Origin of the sequence: Nostoc sp. NZL, assembly GCF_015714705.1 — a bacterium.
GTDB classification, from domain to species: domain Bacteria; phylum Cyanobacteriota; class Cyanobacteriia; order Cyanobacteriales; family Nostocaceae; genus Nostoc; species Nostoc foliaceum_A.
In genome coordinates this window covers 35371-52711 of sequence record NZ_WBKL01000173.1, presented here as the reverse complement: position 1 = coordinate 52711, position 17341 = coordinate 35371, and the positions used below count along the sequence as shown (strand labels likewise).

Annotated in this window: 18 protein-coding genes; 11 read left to right on the top strand and 7 right to left on the bottom strand. The window is 42.7% G+C overall.

Annotation, left to right across the window (positions count from 1 at the left end; translation table 11 throughout):
- Positions 1-341 precede the first annotated feature (341 nt).
- A complete protein-coding gene (locus F8R90_RS26260; protein WP_196513112.1) occupies positions 342-851 on the bottom strand; it encodes a hypothetical protein in 510 nt (169 codons plus the stop codon).
- A 41-nt stretch (positions 852-892) separates the two neighbouring features.
- Positions 893-1807, bottom strand: a complete 915-nt coding sequence (gene thrB / locus F8R90_RS26255) for a homoserine kinase (RefSeq protein ID WP_196513111.1) — start codon at positions 1805-1807, stop codon at positions 893-895.
- A 198-nt stretch (positions 1808-2005) separates the two neighbouring features.
- Here thrB and F8R90_RS26250 point away from each other — a divergent pair, with 198 nt between their 5' ends.
- Positions 2006-2434: a VOC family protein gene (locus F8R90_RS26250; protein ID WP_230966894.1), complete on the top strand. Its 429-nt coding sequence runs from the start codon at positions 2006-2008 to the stop codon at positions 2432-2434.
- The gene (locus F8R90_RS33740; RefSeq protein ID WP_331000720.1) at positions 2415-2585 is read left to right on the top strand and encodes a GyrI-like domain-containing protein; all 171 of its coding nucleotides are present in this window, start codon (positions 2415-2417) and stop codon (positions 2583-2585) included. Before F8R90_RS26250 ends, F8R90_RS33740 begins: the two co-directional genes overlap by 20 nt.
- 135 nt (positions 2586-2720) lie before the next feature.
- Here the strand turns inward: F8R90_RS33740 and F8R90_RS26245 are convergent, their stop codons facing one another.
- The gene (locus F8R90_RS26245; RefSeq protein ID WP_196513110.1) at positions 2721-4409 is read right to left on the bottom strand and encodes an NAD(P)H-quinone oxidoreductase subunit 4; all 1689 of its coding nucleotides are present in this window, start codon (positions 4407-4409) and stop codon (positions 2721-2723) included.
- 245 nt (positions 4410-4654) lie between these two features.
- The gene (locus F8R90_RS26240) at positions 4655-5374 is read right to left on the bottom strand and encodes a response regulator (RefSeq protein ID WP_190894610.1); all 720 of its coding nucleotides are present in this window, start codon (positions 5372-5374) and stop codon (positions 4655-4657) included.
- 580 nt (positions 5375-5954) lie between these two features.
- Here F8R90_RS26240 and F8R90_RS26235 point away from each other — a divergent pair.
- Positions 5955-7043 (top strand): hybrid sensor histidine kinase/response regulator, encoded by a 1089-nt coding sequence (locus F8R90_RS26235; RefSeq protein WP_196513109.1) that lies wholly within the window; start codon positions 5955-5957, stop codon positions 7041-7043.
- Positions 7044-7141: 98 nt separating this feature from the next.
- Here F8R90_RS26235 and psb35 read toward each other — a convergent pair whose 3' ends face one another.
- Together psb35 and F8R90_RS26225 are read right to left on the bottom strand one after the other, a co-directional pair.
- Positions 7142-7351, bottom strand: a complete 210-nt coding sequence (gene psb35 / locus F8R90_RS26230) for a photosystem II assembly protein Psb35 (protein ID WP_196513108.1) — start codon at positions 7349-7351, stop codon at positions 7142-7144.
- 170 nt (positions 7352-7521) lie between these two features.
- The gene (locus F8R90_RS26225; protein ID WP_190894613.1) at positions 7522-7704 is read right to left on the bottom strand and encodes a CsbD family protein; all 183 of its coding nucleotides are present in this window, start codon (positions 7702-7704) and stop codon (positions 7522-7524) included.
- A gap of 724 nt (positions 7705-8428) precedes the next feature.
- Between F8R90_RS26225 and F8R90_RS26220 the strand changes: the two genes are divergently transcribed.
- The 8 genes from F8R90_RS26220 to F8R90_RS26185 all read left to right on the top strand — a co-directional run bounded on the left by F8R90_RS26220 (position 8429) and on the right by F8R90_RS26185 (position 16033).
- The gene (locus tag F8R90_RS26220) at positions 8429-8578 is read left to right on the top strand and encodes a hypothetical protein (protein ID WP_196513107.1); all 150 of its coding nucleotides are present in this window, start codon (positions 8429-8431) and stop codon (positions 8576-8578) included.
- A gap of 58 nt (positions 8579-8636) precedes the next feature.
- Complete coding sequence (locus F8R90_RS26215; protein ID WP_230966893.1) at positions 8637-8876, top strand: hypothetical protein; 240 nt, start codon at positions 8637-8639, stop codon at positions 8874-8876.
- Between the two features lie 20 nt (positions 8877-8896).
- Positions 8897-10522, top strand: coding sequence for a tetratricopeptide repeat protein (locus F8R90_RS26210; RefSeq protein WP_196513105.1), 1626 nt, complete (start codon positions 8897-8899; stop codon positions 10520-10522).
- Between the two features lie 635 nt (positions 10523-11157).
- Entirely contained in the window at positions 11158-11478 is a 321-nt protein-coding gene (locus tag F8R90_RS26205; protein ID WP_190894616.1) for an RNA recognition motif domain-containing protein, read from the top strand.
- 239 nt (positions 11479-11717) lie between these two features.
- Positions 11718-11906, top strand: a complete 189-nt coding sequence (gene rpsU, locus F8R90_RS26200) for a 30S ribosomal protein S21 (RefSeq protein WP_012407716.1) — start codon at positions 11718-11720, stop codon at positions 11904-11906.
- 125 nt (positions 11907-12031) lie between these two features.
- A complete protein-coding gene (locus F8R90_RS26195) occupies positions 12032-13792 on the top strand; it encodes a protein kinase domain-containing protein (RefSeq protein ID WP_196513104.1) in 1761 nt (586 codons plus the stop codon).
- 317 nt (positions 13793-14109) lie between these two features.
- Positions 14110-14673, top strand: coding sequence for a pentapeptide repeat-containing protein (locus F8R90_RS26190; RefSeq protein WP_196513103.1), 564 nt, complete (start codon positions 14110-14112; stop codon positions 14671-14673).
- A gap of 175 nt (positions 14674-14848) precedes the next feature.
- On the top strand, positions 14849-16033 hold the full coding sequence (locus F8R90_RS26185; RefSeq protein WP_196513102.1) for a M20 family metallopeptidase: 1185 nt from the start codon (positions 14849-14851) through the stop codon (positions 16031-16033).
- 82 nt (positions 16034-16115) lie between these two features.
- Here the strand turns inward: F8R90_RS26185 and F8R90_RS26180 are convergent, their stop codons facing one another.
- Entirely contained in the window at positions 16116-17168 is a 1053-nt protein-coding gene (locus F8R90_RS26180; protein ID WP_196513101.1) for a hemerythrin domain-containing protein, read from the bottom strand.
- Positions 17169-17341: the final 173 nt, after the last annotated feature.

Here is a 17341-nt window from a genome sequence, read left to right as displayed (position 1 = left end):
ACAAAAAACGGCAGCTAAAGCCACCGTTACAAACCCGTCATATTTTCTAGCCCAATTGTCAGGGCTATTTAGTCTACCTAAGTTGAGTCATAGACCTGACCCCCAGCCCCTTCCCTATAAGGGCTACGGTGTACACACATCTTTCTAGAACAACCAAAATCGTCGTAGATCCCTCTAAATCCCCCTTTTTAAGGGGGACTTTGAGAGCTTTTTGCCCTGCTTTTTAAGGGGGGTTGGGGGGATCAAAAGGCTATGGCGCAACTCTAAAAGACTTGTGTGTACACCGTAGCCTCTTAGGAGAGAGGAATGGAAGTGAGGTCAAAAGTACTTGGGGCTGACCATTAAACAATCCGGTTGACAATTGTCCACACTTCCCCGTCAGAGCGGACATAAGGGACGGAGATTGTCTTAAACCCAGTGATGAAGGGCTTATAATAAATCCGCCAATACATTGGACTCAATTCATTGGCACAACGTTTAAGGAGACGGACTTCTGCCGCCAGTTCACTTGCTAGTTGATTAATGCGTTGAGCATGAACCTGTGCCACTTCTTTGGCTTCTTCTAGCTCTTGCTGTTGGATAAGTTCTTTTGATGCAACTTGCGATCGCACTAACTTACCTTGTTTTTGTTTTATCTGGCCTTCCAGAGCTGCGATCGCCGCGTCTATGCCTTGGAGTTCAACTGATAATTGGGCATTTTCCCTAGCTTGACGGCGGTAAGCTTCCACCATTGCTTGAGGTGAATCATTCTCGCCAGAGATTACATTATTAATAGTGAGTGCAGCGCGTTCTTCTAAAAGAATCTGAATTTGAGAGTTAAGCGCCGCCATTTCAGCCTGAATTTGCTCCATAAATCGAGTTTTAAGTGCTGAGTAAAATAGTCATCTGATTTTTAAAAGCTTTTTGCGCCTTGGGTATCGAGAGAAAGCGATCGCACCTCGGCTATAATTCCTTCTTCTTGCCAAGCGGCTAACATCGCCGCCTCTACAGCCTCTGAGTGTAACTTATCCGCCAAAGCTAACAGTGTCGGCCCCGCACCACTAATTACCATACCATAAGCACCAGCACTAACGGCTGCGATGTTGAGAGCATCATAACCAGGAATCAAAGCTTTACGATAGGGCTGATGCAACTTATCTTGCAAAGCTGTCTTTAGCCATTGTCCGTTACCAGTTTCCAAGCCGCGCAACAATAACCCCAAATGTGCCGTATTAAAAATCGCATCGGCGCGACTCACTTCAGTTGGGAGAACACCCCGCGCTTCTGAAGTAGAAAGTTCAAAATTAGGAATAGCCACAACTGGTACAACATCTTTATGCCAGGGAACATCGCAAATTTCCCAAGCTGCGCCACTGGTAGCAGCCAGACGACATCCTCCCAACAAAGCTGGAACTACATTATCAGGATGTCCTTCCATTGCGATCGCTAATTCCATCACCTGCGACTGACTTATAGGCGCACCTTCCAGTTGATTAGCAGCAACCAACCCACCAACAATTGCTGTCGCCGAACTACCCAAACCCCTCGCCAACGGGACACCTAACTTAATCTCTATTTTCACAGTCGGCGGTGTCTGCTCTATATGTTGATAGAACTTGACAAACGCTTGGTAAAGGAGATTGCTCTCATCAGTTTGGACTCGTTCAGCTTCCTTACCCGTGACATGAATAGTTAACCCACCCTCTTCTAGGCGAGTGAACTTGAACTCGTTATACAGCTTTAATGCTGCACCGATGCAATCAAAACCAGGCCCCAAATTCGCAGTTGTGGCGGGAACAGTAACAGTGATGGCAGAAACAACAGACATTGGTAAAACTCACTAATCATCAACCAGCATCTCATGTAATACTAATTCGTAATTCGTAATTCGTAATTCGTAATTAAGAAAAGTGGATTTTGTGATAACTAATGATCTACGGCTTTTAGAACTATCTTTAAAATTGGTCTCAATATCGCTGTTGATTCTGCCCTTACGGGATAGTGTGTAATCTAAAGAGCTACCGATATGAGGCAAAAAATGATGAAACTGGGAGCTATCAATCATATAGCACTAACTGTATCCAATTTGAAGCGCTCTGAGGCTTTTTACAATACTCTACTTGGATTCTTGGGTTATGAACAAGGAGAAAAAACAGAGCATTTAATACTTTGGGCAAGCTTTAATGGCGTCATCACCATTTCCCCAGCAAATCCGCAATCGCTCAATAAAAATCACGATCGCTATTCTCCTGGATTGCATCATCTAGCGTTTAGTGCGGATAGTCGAGAAGAAGTGGATCGGCTTTACCAATATCTTATGGAACGTGGAGTAGAGATTTTAGATCCTCCTGCTGAATACGATTATTTGCCGGGTTACTACGCTTTGTACTTTTTAGATCCAGATGGTATTAAGCTAGAACTAACACACACTCCTAATTGGCCACCTGATTTTTAGTCAGCAAGAAGAAGCTTATGCTGCCTTAGTCTCTTGGATTGAAGCTAACGGTTATAAAATTAACGGCGCTAACCGTGAAGTTTATATAATTGGTTGCAACGATCAAGATCACGATGTATATGTCACAGAGGTGCAGTTTCCAGTTTCCTAAGTTTGATGTATAAAGTAGTAATTTGATAATTAAAAGATAAACACTGTGTATACACCAGTGTTTATCTCTAATTCATCTAGAAGTTATCGAAGTTAGCGATCGCTCTTTCCACAGAAGAAATCGAGGTCAAAAAGCTTACTTCAAAGTTCCCAAAACGGGCGCTATCTCAACCTCTGAAATTTGTGGAGCCAAGAAACCCTTAGCATAAATCTGGGGATTTGTTTGCGATACTATTGCATATGACTGGCGAAGATTAGCATTGACTGCGACAGTCTTCACGTCGTACATCTGCATCGCCATCTTGGGATAGAAACCAATACCAATAATCATTAGCAGAAAACAGGCAGCGATAAACACCTCACGGGGTCTAGCATCCTCGTAAACTGCATCTTCTGGCACGAAGCAGTCTGTACCAAAACAAACTGTTCCGTCATCTTCTTGATTTTCCAAGCTGGCATTATTAATGTCGCAGATTAGTGCTGCACCTTTCCCATAAAACACTTCTCGTAGCATGGAAAGTAGATAAATCGGTGTGAGGATGACTCCAACTGCGGCGAGAAAAACCGTTACGGTGCAGAAAGTCGAACTGTAAACGTCACTGCTTGTCATACCAACAAATACCGAGAGTTCGCCAGCAAAGCCGCTCATACCGGGAAGTGCTAGGGATGCCATCGTTCCGATTGTAAACAGAGCAAAGACTTTGGGCATGGCTTGACCAATACCGCCCATATCTTTCATTACCATTGTGTGGGTGCGATCGTAAGTAACACCTGCCAAGAAAAACAGCACCGATGCAATCAAACCATGCGAGATCATCTGCAACATCGCGCCGTTGATTCCCAAATCAGTGAAGGAGGCAATTCCAAGCAGCACAAACCCCATATGAGAAATCGACGAATAAGCCAAACGCCGCTTCATATTAGTCTGAGCAAAGGAGTTCAATGCACCATAAATAATATTGACAACACCCAGAATGGCTAAAACCGGTGCAAAGTAAATGTGTGCATCGGGAAGCAACTCAAGATTCAGGCGAATTAGTCCGTATCCGCCCATCTTCAGCAGCACACCAGCCAAAATCATCGATACAGGAGACGATGCTTCGCCGTGGGCATCAGGTAACCAAGTATGCATGGGAAAAACAGCAAGCTTGACACCAAATGCAATCAGCAATCCTGCATAAAGTAGCAGTTGTAGACTAAGCGGATATTCTTTACTAGCGAGGGCGGTGATGTCAAATGTCATATTCCCGCCGCCGTATAGACCCATTGCCAGGGCTGCCACTAAAATAAATATAGAAGCCGCTGCGGTATACAATAAGAATTTCGTAGCCGCATAACGACGCCTTTGCCCACCCCAAATGCAGACTAGTAGGTAGACAGGAATCAGCTCTACTTCCCACATAATGAAAAATAGCAGCAAGTCTTTGGCAACAAACACCCCTACCTGTGCGGAATACAGCACCAGCATCAAGAAATAGAAGAGGCGGGGTCGGTGATCAACTTGCCAAGCCGAAAATATCGAGAGTGTGGTGACAAATCCTGCTAGAAGCACAAGTGGCGCTGAAAGTCCATCAACTGATACCGCCCAGTTAAAACCTAACTGAGGCACCCAGGCATAACTTTCTACCATTTGAAAACTAGCACTGCTGGCATCGTAATGCTTCCAAAAGGCGTAGCACATCAAGGCAAAGTCTGCAATACCTACACCCAGTGCATACCACCGCACGCGCTTGCCATCTTTATCAGGCAGCACAGGGATGAGCAGGGAAGCAACTAGTGGCAGCAAGACAATCGCGGTAAGCCAGGGAAATTGATCCGCTATCATGTATATGAGAAAAAATACTTATTTGTTCGTCAATTATGTCATTGTACTAAACTGTGTAACAATTTCTTAATAAATCTTTGTCCCAGTTAACCACCTTTAGGGACTTTGGACACTTCGACCCTTATCTACGAGAGGCTACGCCAACGGCAAGCTCAGGGTAACATAAGCTATGTTACCACTGGGGACTGGGGAAGAAGATTTTCATGTGTTCTTGTAAGCAGTTTATGATTGGCTACTTAACTTGCTTACGGTACTAATCCAGCCCGCAAAGCACGCACAGCAGCCTGTGTCCGGTCAGCGACACAGAGTTTATTGAGAATACCTCGAACATGAGTTTTTACAGTACCGACTGTTAAATAGAGCCTTTTAGCAATTTCTGCATTGTCACAGCCAGCGACAATCAACTCTAAAACATCCATCTCTCTATGAGTTAAAGGATAGGTGACTATACTTTTCTCAGTGTCTGGGTCAATACCTTCAATCAAGACTCTTTTTCCAGATGCCCCTCTGCTGCCATCGGGGAAATCTTGACGTATTTGTTGTAGTACAAGATCTGCGATCGCTGGATCGATCCATGAGCTACCGGCATGGGTGGTTCGCACAGCCTCAACTAGTCTCTCAGTTTCGATATCCTTCATGCAATAAGAATCTGCACCTGCTGCAAATGCTGCTAAAACTGCCTGTTCGCTATTCTGCATGGTTAAAATAAGCAGCTTTGTAGTATAGTCTTCGTTCTCTGCTTGATATTGCCTAAATGTGCGTGTTAGCTCAATCCCATCCATGTCAGGCAAACCAATGTCAATAGTGGCAACATCAGGCTTGAGAGTTTTCAGAAGCTTGATGCCATCGGCTGCATTGGCTGCTTCACCAACAATGTTTAACTCTGGCTGAGTTTGTAACGCAGCCCGTAAGCCAATTCTCGTAAGGTTGTGATCTTCAATCACAAGGATCTTGATTTCATTCATAGTTGCTTAACTTTACTGTTATCTATCTAAAGTACAGATTAAAATAATCTCGTTCTTTTATTCGGGATCTTATACAAAAAGCAATGCAGTTGGTATTGTTCCCCGAACTTCATCTATCATTAGACATAAATAACCTTATCTCGTAAGTTTTTCTAAAGCAAGAGTTTCGATATGAAAGAATAAGTTTATCAAAAAATATTTTTATACATTAACCTGATGATAGATGTTTTATGGTCAACAATTTTTTCTTGAAAATCCGGTAGCAAGCAAGAGTGGGTAACTATTAAATAGTTACCCTTACAGTGGCTAGAATGATGTACATAAAAGATCGCTAAACAACCTCACTCGAAGACCCAGACAAAGATATTACTTGGATAACCAAACGGCTAAGATACTTGTTGAAACAAATGTATTTAATACATTTATTAAACAAAATATTAGTATAATTACTTAAAAGACTTAGATTTTAATTCAGGAAACTTTAAACGAAAATGTGAATCCTTAATAATCTCAGCGCTGGTGAAGTAAGCTATTACTAGATTTGCTAGGGATAGCCAAGCACTTCTTTTTTTATTTAGCCATGTCTTTAACTAAAACTGTCAAAAAAGATAAAATTCTCGCTGTCGATGATGTTTTTGACAATCTACTAGTCTTAGAAGCTGTCCTAGAAGATAAGGACTATGAAATTAGCTTAGTCGAAGATAGCAAAATAGCTCTGGCTATGGTTGAGGAGTCACCGCCAGACTTAATTCTCTTAGATGTGATGATGCCGGAGATAGATGGGTATGAATTCACTCGACGCATCCGGCAGAATCCAGCGTTGCCATTTATCCCCATTCTGCTGCTTACGGCTCACTATGAGTCTAGCGTTGTGGAAGGACTCGATGCTGGTGCAGATGACTTTATTCGTAAACCATTCGATCCTGATGAACTACATGCACGAGTGCGATCGCTCCTGCGCCTTAAACATAGTATCGACGAACGAGATCAGATGGCTAACCTGCGGGCAGATTTTGTCTCGCGTTTTACTCACGATTTACGCATACCACTAGTAGCCTCCAACCGCGTATTAAAATTATTGCTGGAAGGCAGGTTTTGCGAAGTTTCGCCACAATTGCAAGAAATAATTGATACCATGATTGGCAGTAATCAAGACCTGCTGGAAATGGTAAATACCTTGCTAGAAGTTTATCGTCATGAAGCGGGCTGTAAAACCTTAAAAATTGCTCCCTGCAATATTCAGGAATTAGTTAGTGAAGTTTCCCAGGAATTAACTCCCTTAGCTGAAGAAAAAGGATTAACTGTAAATATTGACAGAGGTGAAACTGCAAGCACCGTCATGGGCGATCGCGTAGAACTGCGGCGGGTGTTGACAAATATTATCGGCAATGCTATCAAATTTACAGATAAAGGTTCTGTAGATATTCACAGCCATGTCACTCCGGCAGATGTGACTATTGATATCCAAGATACGGGATCAGGAATTTCTAAACAAGATCAGGCAATATTATTCGAGCGATTTCGCCAAGGAAAACACCAGCGTTCTGGTAGTGGTTTGGGCTTATATCTATCTCGCTGCATTATCGAAGCACATCAAGGCACAATCGATGTAACATCTGAACCAGGACATGGTAGTACATTCACCATACATCTACCTGTATCTGGCTAAAACTAAAAGTAAGGATGTTTTGCAATCAAAAATGAAATAGTGTTCACAAGCAAAATTTGTGAACACTAAAATATAGGAGGAGGCAGACAATAATATTTTTACTTATCAATTTCTGGAACAATATCGGGACGTTCTTTATCTTCCCAACCTACAGGACGTTTGGAATTGTACCAGGCAGTTGACCCTATAGTAACAGCAACGATAAAGCCTAATCCTAATAACGCTGTCAACACAATAGAATAACCAGAATTACCTTGTGATGTCAAATTTATGTCTGTTAAAAGATATGTAAATAGAAAATTAATCATGGATCGAGACCTTTGAAAATATGTCTGAGAGTTTGAGAAAATATTTTGGAAACGGTATTGTAAAAATGCCTAAAATCCAAGTTAGAAAACAGATTTTAGAAAAGGAGAAGGTTCAGTAAATAATTATTTTACCTACACCTTCTTCCTAAATAAACTAAATAAAGTTCAGCTTAGTCTAAAGTCTTTTTAACTTCATCTTTGAGATTTTCAGCAGTATGACGGACTTGAGCTTCAGCTTGTTTAGCTTTACCTTCAGCTTTATCGTTAGGATTGCCAGTTACTTCACCAACTGTTTCTTGTACTTTTCCTTCGATGTTTTTAGCAAAAGCTTTTGCTCTATCTTCGATACTCATATGCTTTGTTCCTATTTATGTTAACTTTTGATTAGTTTTTTGTTGCTTGCTAAGAAAGCGCTGCAATGCTTATAGATTACTTTTAAACAAGTTTTAATTCTTCTATCTGACGATGTTTTTATGACAAATATTTGTATTCGTTATACATAGTTATTTAAAGGTTAAATTCATCTTTGAGAATCCAATGAATATCCACAAGAGGGAAAGGTATCTCTATCTTTAGACAAAATCATTTACAACTTCGGGTAGACAGCGATGATGATAAATCGCAACTTGGCTTATTACCGCTGGATATGGGAAATACAGCAGTTTACAAGTTAGTGAAGTACAAAATGTAGGACTCACAATCAAATTTCAGGAGTTTCTACCTCCAGCAAGAACTGCCTCTCTGCCTCTAAACCCCTAGCTTTGTACTTAATGCAAAAGAAAATTGCTGTATGTAACTTCTCTTTGGGTGCAGCACAGCATTGCTGTGCCCCTAGCAATGCTCTGTATTCTATGCAATTGAGAACCGTTATATGTCACTTTTTGGACTTTGAATACTTAAGCAGTAATTAGAAATAACTGGCACAAAGAAGAGTTGAGATTTAAGTAAATATTCCAGTATTCTTAGCTTACCGAACAAGGCTTTGTTAGAAATATTGGGCAGAAATAAACATAATTTTTCAAGTTTTCACTGAAGAGTAGTTTAGCTAGTGCAAGAAGGCATAGAGAAGTCTAAGCGGTGGCTTTAAATTACCCACAGTTATGGTGGCTTCCTACCATCGTAATTTTGGTGGTTAATAGCACAGCCTTAACTCTTGGAGGGGCTGGGCCAACAAGTGCGCGTCCCTTGCACCATGCTGTACTAGTAGAACTTGTGACTAATTTCTGACCAGAGAAAGTAGGAACAATTACCCACGTTTATTTCTAGCTTCTTACTTATAGTATTTATGAAGGTGTTTATGCGATCGCATTTTACTACTCAACCAACTCCCAACTCTCAATATGTAGACTCTAAGATGCAAACTGATGCATCTGTTAACATTTTTATCGGATGTTCTATAGCAATCTTAATGATTGGGTTTGCAGGGTTTAATATCTATAAGAAACAGCGTGCTGCTGTTCTTCGCCAACAAGTTGCCTCTTTAGAGAAACTGTGGCATTTGAATATTAAGAAAAAAAGAGCTTGAAGAAAAAAATATAGACGACAATGAAGTACTTATGTATAGTTTGGGTGCTTATACTCTCTTTAATCGCTCCTAGTGCGGCGATTGCTCAAGTACAACAGCCCTACACCTTAATATCTGGACTTGGCACAATCCACCATCCAGTTTCTACTGCTAATCCCCAAGCACAAGAGTTTTTCGATCAGGGATTAAATTTAATTTACGCTTTCAATCATGATGAGGCGGTGCGTTCTTTTCAATATGCTGCCAAACTCGATCCGCATTTGGCGATCGCATATTGGGGAATTGCTCTGGCTCTAGGCCCCAATATTAACTCAGCAATAGACCCCAACCGAGAATTAGCTGCTTATCAAGCGGTACAGCAAGCTTTAGCACTTTCTGCCCAAGCATCTACCCAAGAACGAGACTACATTACCGCCTTAGCAAAACGTTACTCCCAAGATCCTGATGCAGACTTGTATCAACTAGCGGTGGACTACGCGAAAGCAATGGCAAAACTAGTCAAGCGCTATCCTGATGATTTGGATGCGGCGACGCTTTACGCTGAAAGCTTGATGGATCTGCATCCTTGGCAACACTGGACTAAAGATGGCAAGCCACAGCCAGATACAGAAGAAATTGTGGCTATTTTGGAATCAGTTCTCAAACGAAACCCGAATCATACGGGAGCTAATCATTACTATATCCATGCAGTGGAAGCCTCGCCTTCCCCTGAAAAAGCCCTTGTGAGTGCCAAACGACTAGGAACCCTAGCACCAGCAGCGGGACACTTGGTACACATGCCTTCCCATATTTATTTTCGCGTGGGAGATTATGAAGGGGCAATGCAGGCAAACCAGCAAGCGATCGCTCAAGATGATACTTACATCAACAAATATCAAGTCCAGGGCACTTACCCCATGATGTACTACAACCACAATGTACATTTTCTCATGGTGGCTAGCAGCATGGCAGGAAGATATGAAGATGCTCTCAAATCCGCAGAGAAGTTAGTCGCAAATGCTACTGCCATTGACCCGTATGCACCAATGCTTGAGGGATTTCTGGGCAGCAAAATGCTGATTCAGACACGCTTTAATAACTGGGATGCCATCTTAAAAACTCCTGCTCCCGATGCTAAGTTGCCCACTACTACAGCACTTTGGCATTTTGCTCGCGGCATGGCGATGTCTGCCACAGGCAAACTTGAAGATGCAGCAAGTGAAAGTCGGGCATTACTCGCCGCCAAACAGGTAATTTCTACCCAAGCAACCATTGGATTCAGTCCTGCCAGTAGCATTTTAGACATTGCCTCGAAAGTTCTAGATGCCAAGATTGCTAAAGAAAAGCATGATTATGAATCTGCCATTCAATTGCTAGAAAAAGCAGTGACAGCAGAGGATGCCCTCAATTATGTGGAACCACCAGACTGGTACTTTCCCACGCGGGAATCTTTGGGCGGTGTACTTTTGGCTAAAGGTGACTATAAAGAGGCTGAGAAAGTCTTTCGTGCTGATCTAAAAAAATATCCCCATAATGGGCGTTCTCTATTTGGCTTGCAGGCAAGTTTGCAAGCACAGGGCAAAGATCAGGCTGCTCAACTTTTCAAAGCCGAACTGGAAACAGCTTGGAAAGGGGCTGATACGGAACTTGACATAGCCAAAATGTAATTAAGCTCATCCCATCCCCTTTTAGGGGATGGGATTTCACGTTGACTGATGACTGATGACTGTTAACCGTCAACAGTCAACAGTTAACGGCGGCGGGGCGGCTATCCCTCTTGAAGAAATGGGCTTCCCGCCGCCTTGGTGAACAAGACAGAAGGGGTGCAATATGGTGAAAGCTTCTTTTTCAGAGACGTTACGCGTAGCAAGATCCCTGTAAGGGTACAATTTTGAATTTTGAATTGTTATTTGTTGCCTGACTTTGCCTTTCATATTAAAATTTTGGAGTAATGCTTCATGGTTAATGCAGTCAAACGTTCAATTCGGATATTCAAAGATGCGCCCCTGTATGTCTGATTTCCTATATCACCCTACAGAATTTATCTTCTTCCATTTCCAACCCTTTTTTCCGGTGGGTTGTACTTAAGGTAGATGGGGGCAGCCGATCGCTTAAGTGCGATCGCATCACTGGTTAACTACCTACTAGATGCAGAGAGTTGACTCATATGTCATCCTATGATTAGGAGAGTTAATTCAGTGATGTCTTTGGTTTTAGTATTGAAAGGCTTTTTCCTTTTAGTATTTACAGACTTCTCAGAGAAATTAAAATCTCTACACAGTGATGATTTTGGAGAGAATCGATGTCAATTTATGTAGGTAACCTCTCTTATGATGTTACACAAGAGGATTTAAGTGGTATTTTTGCAGAATATGGTACTGTAAAGCGAGTTCAAGTACCTACTGACCGTGAAACAGGTCGTCCACGAGGCTTTGCTTTTGTGGAAATGGGAACTGAAGCTGAAGAAGCAGCTGCCATTGAAGCTCTCGATGGTGCTGAGTGGATGGGCCGTGACCTGAAAGTCAATAAGGCTAAACCCAAGGAAGACAGAGGTGATAGAGGTTCATTTGGTGGTGGTAGAGGTGGATACAGCGGCGGCGGCGGTGGACGCAATCGCTACTAACCTTGGAAACAAAAAAATTTACCTAGAGTCTTAAGGTCAGACAAGGAGTCTGTCTTTTTTTTGTAATGTTACCAAAGCAGTGCTGAGTGCCCAGAAACGAATGCTTGTCGTTATTTCAATCCCCCATAGATAAATCTAGGGGGTTGTTACTCAGCACGAGCTAAACACCTCGCTATCCATGTACAGCAATCCTGAATGCCTGCATAGCCATTGATGAAGTCAACTTAGTAGGAGATATAATGACCCAAGTAATTGTAGGTGACAATGAACACATTGAGTCAGCCTTACGACGATTTAAGCGAGAAGTTTCTAAGGCTGGAATTTTTCCAGACATGAGAAAGCACCGTCATTTTGAAACGCCTTTAGAAAAACGCAAGCGCAAAGAAGTTGCCAAGCACAGGCAGAGTAAGAGAAGTTTTCGTAATTAAAGGACTGACATAGATATAAACTAATGCCCTCATAGATTTTATGAGGGTTTTTCTTTTGCCTATTTTAAAAATCAGGAAACCTAAAGAAACGCTAAAATCAAGTCAGCCTTTGTATTGTAGCGGTTGTGTCCCACATCACTCAGAGTGCGGTTCACTGCATAAATCCTGATTGTCAACGTCCTTATCCTCAGCCTTGGGGAAACAAATTTTGCAACAGCTGTGGCGCACCGCTAGAGTTGTTAGACCGCTATGTTCCACTTCAGCCTTTAGGGTCGGGAGGATTTGCTCAAATTTACACGGTTTGGGATGAAAAAACTCAAACAGAGAAAGTGTTGAAAGTGTTGGTAGAAGATTCACCAAAGGCACTAGAATTGTTTACCCAAGAGGCGGCGGTTTTATCTAGCTTGCAGCATCCGGGTGTCCCCACAGTTGATGCCGATGGATATTTTCACGTAAACCTGTTTAACCCCAAACCACACCAACTGCCTTGTCTGGTAATGGAAAAAATCAATGGCCGGACTTTAGAGGAGATATTAAAAAAGTTTCCCCAAGGCTGTCCAGAGGATTTGGTTTTAAACTGGTTCGCCCAAGCTGTACAGATTTTACAAGAATTACATAAACGTCAGATTATTCACCGGGATATCAAACCTTCTAATTTAATGCTGGGCAACTCTTTGCAATCTGTAACTCCACCCCAAGGGCAAAGAGAGGGCGATCGCTTGGTATTAATTGATTTTGGCGGGGCAAAACAATTTACTGCCTCTAAACTGCGTTCTCAGTCTAGTTCCACCCGATTATTTTCTTCTGGCTACAGTCCACCGGAACAAGTGACTGGAGGTATTGTCGGGCCAAGTGCCGATTTTTATGCCCTCGGTCGAACTGTGATTGAACTGCTAACAGGTAAATACCCGCTAGAGTTGGAAGATCAGCAAACTGGGAAATTACGCTGGCGAACTACGGTGAATGTCAACCCGCAACTAGCCGATTTGCTAGATGAGATGGTGCAGGAAGATGTGCGATCGCGTCCAGCAAATGCAGCTATGATTCAAAAACGTTTAGCGAAGATTTCTCAACCATTACCGCCGCCAGGGTTGTTTTCCCAACTGCGAGACAAAGTTAAGCAAGCCTCAACGCAAGCTTCCCAAAGTTTTACCCAGTTAACACAAGCTATAGAACAAGCTTTAGCTAACTTTAGCCAAGCTGTAACCAAAACCGTTATTTTTATCGTTCAAGCAATCATCAAAATTTTCCAAGCTTGTTTGGCAACGATTTGGGCGATGATCCTGGCTTGTATTGGCGCTTGTTTTGGTGCGATCGCAGGTTTTATTTTGGCATATCGCACCAGCTTGGGTCGTCAGGTTGTGGAATTTATTTGGAGTCAGCTAAACCAATTAGTGCCAAATACTCAACCCGTCTTCGGGACAGATATTTTAGTGTTCGTCGCAGCAGGCTGGGGAACCGCATGGGGACTGACAGTATCCGGGTGTTTTGGTCAACGGCGGCGCTTTTTAGTAGCGTCCCTGATGGGCATGATTAGCTATGGCTTCGGTTGGTTGATTTTGCAATTAATCACCCCAAAAGATAGTGGCGAGGGCTTAGTGGCAGTAATTTTAGTCGCAGTTTGCCTACTCACCTTGAGTTTAGGTCTTCGCAGCCATCACATAGTTTACGCTGTGTTCGCTGCCTTTGGGAGTGCGATCGCTTATGCAGTTTTGATTCTTTTGAGGTTAGCACCTCCGATCTTCCAATTTTCTAGTCAACCAGCCTGGTCAGAGTTATATTTACCTCTGGCTTTTTTTGGTTCTGTGGGCTTCTTTATCAGCTTCTGGTTAGGTGTGAGTTATTACCTAATTGTCCCTGGATTGCGGCTTTTAGGGTGGCGTTAGAATAATTCGTAATTCGTAATTCGTAATTCATTACGAATTAATCAAGTGCCTAAAAACAAGATCCCCCTAGTCGTCTTTTTCATCGAGCTAGGGGGATCACATATGTGGTAGTCTATAAAAGGTTCGGTATAGTTGCTTACGACTCGATTCTATAGCCTATATTTCAGTTTGAGTAGTCTTACCATTAGAATTTATAGTATTTTTACAGCTTCTTAATCAATGCTTCATCCCTGTTGTTCCTTAGGGAGGCGGTATATGTAAGTATGACAGTACGCAATATGCGTCACTTGTCATTTTTGTGGATATCTGTAAAAAATATGAAACTTAAGATTGTCGCTACCGTCGCCCTGTTAGCTTGTTTTGGGTTTTCAGAGCAGAGCCTTGCATTAAATCAACTAGATTTGGATCAGTTGAAGGCAACAAGTTCCTGTCCCCGGTGTAATTTGAGTGGTGCTGACCTAACTCAATTAAATCTAACTGGAGCAAATTTGCGAGGGGCTGACTTGAGTGGCGCTACATTATCTCAAGCTAATCTCACGAATGCCGATCTTACTGGTGCAAATTTAGAAGGTGCGCTTCTGAATTCGGTCAATCTCAGTGGTGCTTCCTTAACAGGTGCAAATTTGAAATCAGCATCTCTGGAAAATGCCGATCTGTCTTATGCCGGTTTCATCAGCGCCAATTTGGAAGCAGCAAATTTAAAAGATGCCAAATTGCAGTTTACCAATTTTCGGGGAGCTAACTTCCGATTAACAACTATGGCTAATGGTGTCGTTACCTCCGACAAGCCCTATGGCTGGTCGTTAGAGCGTCAAAACTCCAGAGAATGTAATGAGTTCAAACCCGAAGATACCCGAGGCACAACCTGCTATTCAAAATAACCAGTTTTAAATTTGGGAACAGGATAATAGGGCGTTAGTTATTAATTCTTTTCCCCTGTTCCTCTACTTACCCTCTGTCCCTTTGTCTCTTACTTGACCCATTCTGTAGCAAAGAGCATTTTGTTCGTTAACAGTTCTTTATCATGGGAAAAAAGCCTCTAGATTAATTGAATTGATGCTTACCCATATTAAAGACTTAGCAGCAAAACTAGCGCCCCGCTTAATTGAAATTCGCCGCCACATCCACTCTCACCCAGAACTCAGCGGTCAGGAGTACCAAACAGCAGCCTTTGTAGCTGGTGTTTTGTCTTCCAGTGGTCTGCACGTACAAGAGGGAGTTGGCAAAACGGGCGTAATTGGGGAATTGCAAGGCACCAGCCAAAATGACCGTTTATTGGCAATTCGCACCGATATGGATGCCTTGCCAATTCAAGAGGGTACCAATTTGGAATATGCCTCCCGTGCAGAGGGTGTTATGCACGCTTGCGGTCACGATGTCCACACCACAGTGGGGTTAGGAACGGCAATGGTGCTGTCCCAAGTGGCAGAGGAGTTGGGTGGGAAAGTGCGGTTTTTATTTCAGCCAGCCGAGGAAATTGCTCAAGGGGCAAGCTGGATGGTGAAAGATGGAGCGATGGAAAACGTCTCTGCTGTATTAGGGGTTCATGTTTTCCCTTCCATACCCGCAGGATCTATTGGCGTGCGTTACGGGGCTTTGACAGCCGCAGCTGATGATTTAGAGATTCTGATTATGGGAGAATCTGGGCACGGGGCGCGTCCCCATGAGGCGATTGATGCGATTTGGATTGCTTGCCAAGTTATTACTGCACTGCAACAAGCCATCAGCCGGACGCAGAATCCCTTGCGTCCTGTAGTATTGAGCATAGGGAAGATTAATGGTGGCAGAGCGCCGAATGTAATTGCGGATAAAGTGCAGCTATTGGGAACCGTGCGATCGCTCCATCCCGAAACCCGTGCCCATCTCCCGAACTGGATTGAGAATATTGTAGCTAATGTCTGCCATACTTACGGGGCAAAGTATCAAGTCAATTATCGCCAGGGCGTACCCAGCGTTCAAAATGATTACGCCTTGACACAATTGTTGCAATCAGCCGCAGAAGAAGCTTGGAGTAGCGATCGCGTTCAAGTCTTACCCGAACCCTCCCTTGGTGCTGAAGATTTTTCTATGTATTTGGAACACGTCCCTGGTTCCATGTTTCGCTTGGGTGTAGGTTACAAAGAAAGAATCATTAACCACCCATTACACCATCCCCAATTTGAAGTCGATGAATCTGCTATTATCACCGGGGTTGTAACTATGGCCTATGCCGCTTATAAATACTGTCAGCAAAATTTTTAAACAAAAACTCCCAGCCATTATGTGCTGGGAGTTTTTGTTTAACTAACTTTTTTTTAGCGGATATAGAAAGTTCGAAAGCATCCTACACATTCGATTCGCTAACAACGCCTAATTTCTCTTGAATTCGGGTCTTAGCGGCTTTGAATTCAGTAGCCAGTTGCTCACTTTGATCGCTGCTCAAGTTGTTACGAATGGCAGCAAACATTGTGCTTTCTTCTTGACGAATGTGGTCGCCAACAGCTTCCATAAGCTGTCTAACTTGATTTTTGAATTCAGATGAAGAAGGGCTGATAGCCTTAATTTGCTCTAACACCCGCTTCATCTCAGCTTGCTCGTCAAACAGTTCTTGGGTGTTATCTTGACCGTAGAAAGGACGTACTCTTGGATAGACTACTTCCTCTTCAGCTTCAGCGTGAGCAGTTAGATCCTTGTAAATTTGACCGAAGTACTCTTGGATCTTCTGTGGACTATCGCTTTGCAGCAGTTCAGTAAATAGGGTATTTACCTTGTTGTGATCGAGGCGAAGGGCATCCTGGATATTCATATCCTTTTTGTCACTGGTTTGGGTAACAGCGCTACCTACTACACCACTGACTGCGGCCATAGCATCTTGAACACGTGCCCAAATTCCTTGATCTGCATCTTGTCCAGTGAATTCACGGACACCCAGAATTTCTAGAATGCCTTTGAGTTGTTCTTGGTGGGCACGGTTCTCAAAGTTAATGGTATTCAAAGGCCCGATCGCTAGCATCACATCAGCACCAACTTTTTGAGCAGCCTTGTGAACTATCAAACCACTCATTACGAGTTGATGTTTCAGTAATTCATGCTGCGATACTTTTTCATACAGGCTTAACTCAGAACCTTTGAACAATTCGCGGGCTTTCTCAATGAATTGTGTAACAGTGTTTTTGGGTTCAGCCTGAATGCCATACTGACCAATTACAGTTTCTAAAACGCCAAGATTTTTTTCGTCATCATTGAGGAAATTTCGGATGCGATCAGCAATCTCGGCATCAAGTCCTTCTCTCAAAAGCAATTGCTCATTTTCGATGACCAACTGTTGGAGTGCTTTAAGACTTGCTAATTTTACAGCAATAGCATTGCGTTTCGTATCATCTAAAGTAGCTACCATCCGTGTTCTCCTCGGCAAACTATTCGTAATTCTTACTGATATAACCTTGACATAGAGGTTAGGGATATTCCATCTTTCTTTTGAGTGATCGCGTTCACAACTCTGGGTAGAAAAACAAAAGTTTAGCTTTGTAGAATAGAAATATAAATTGAAGCGATCGCTTCAATTCATGG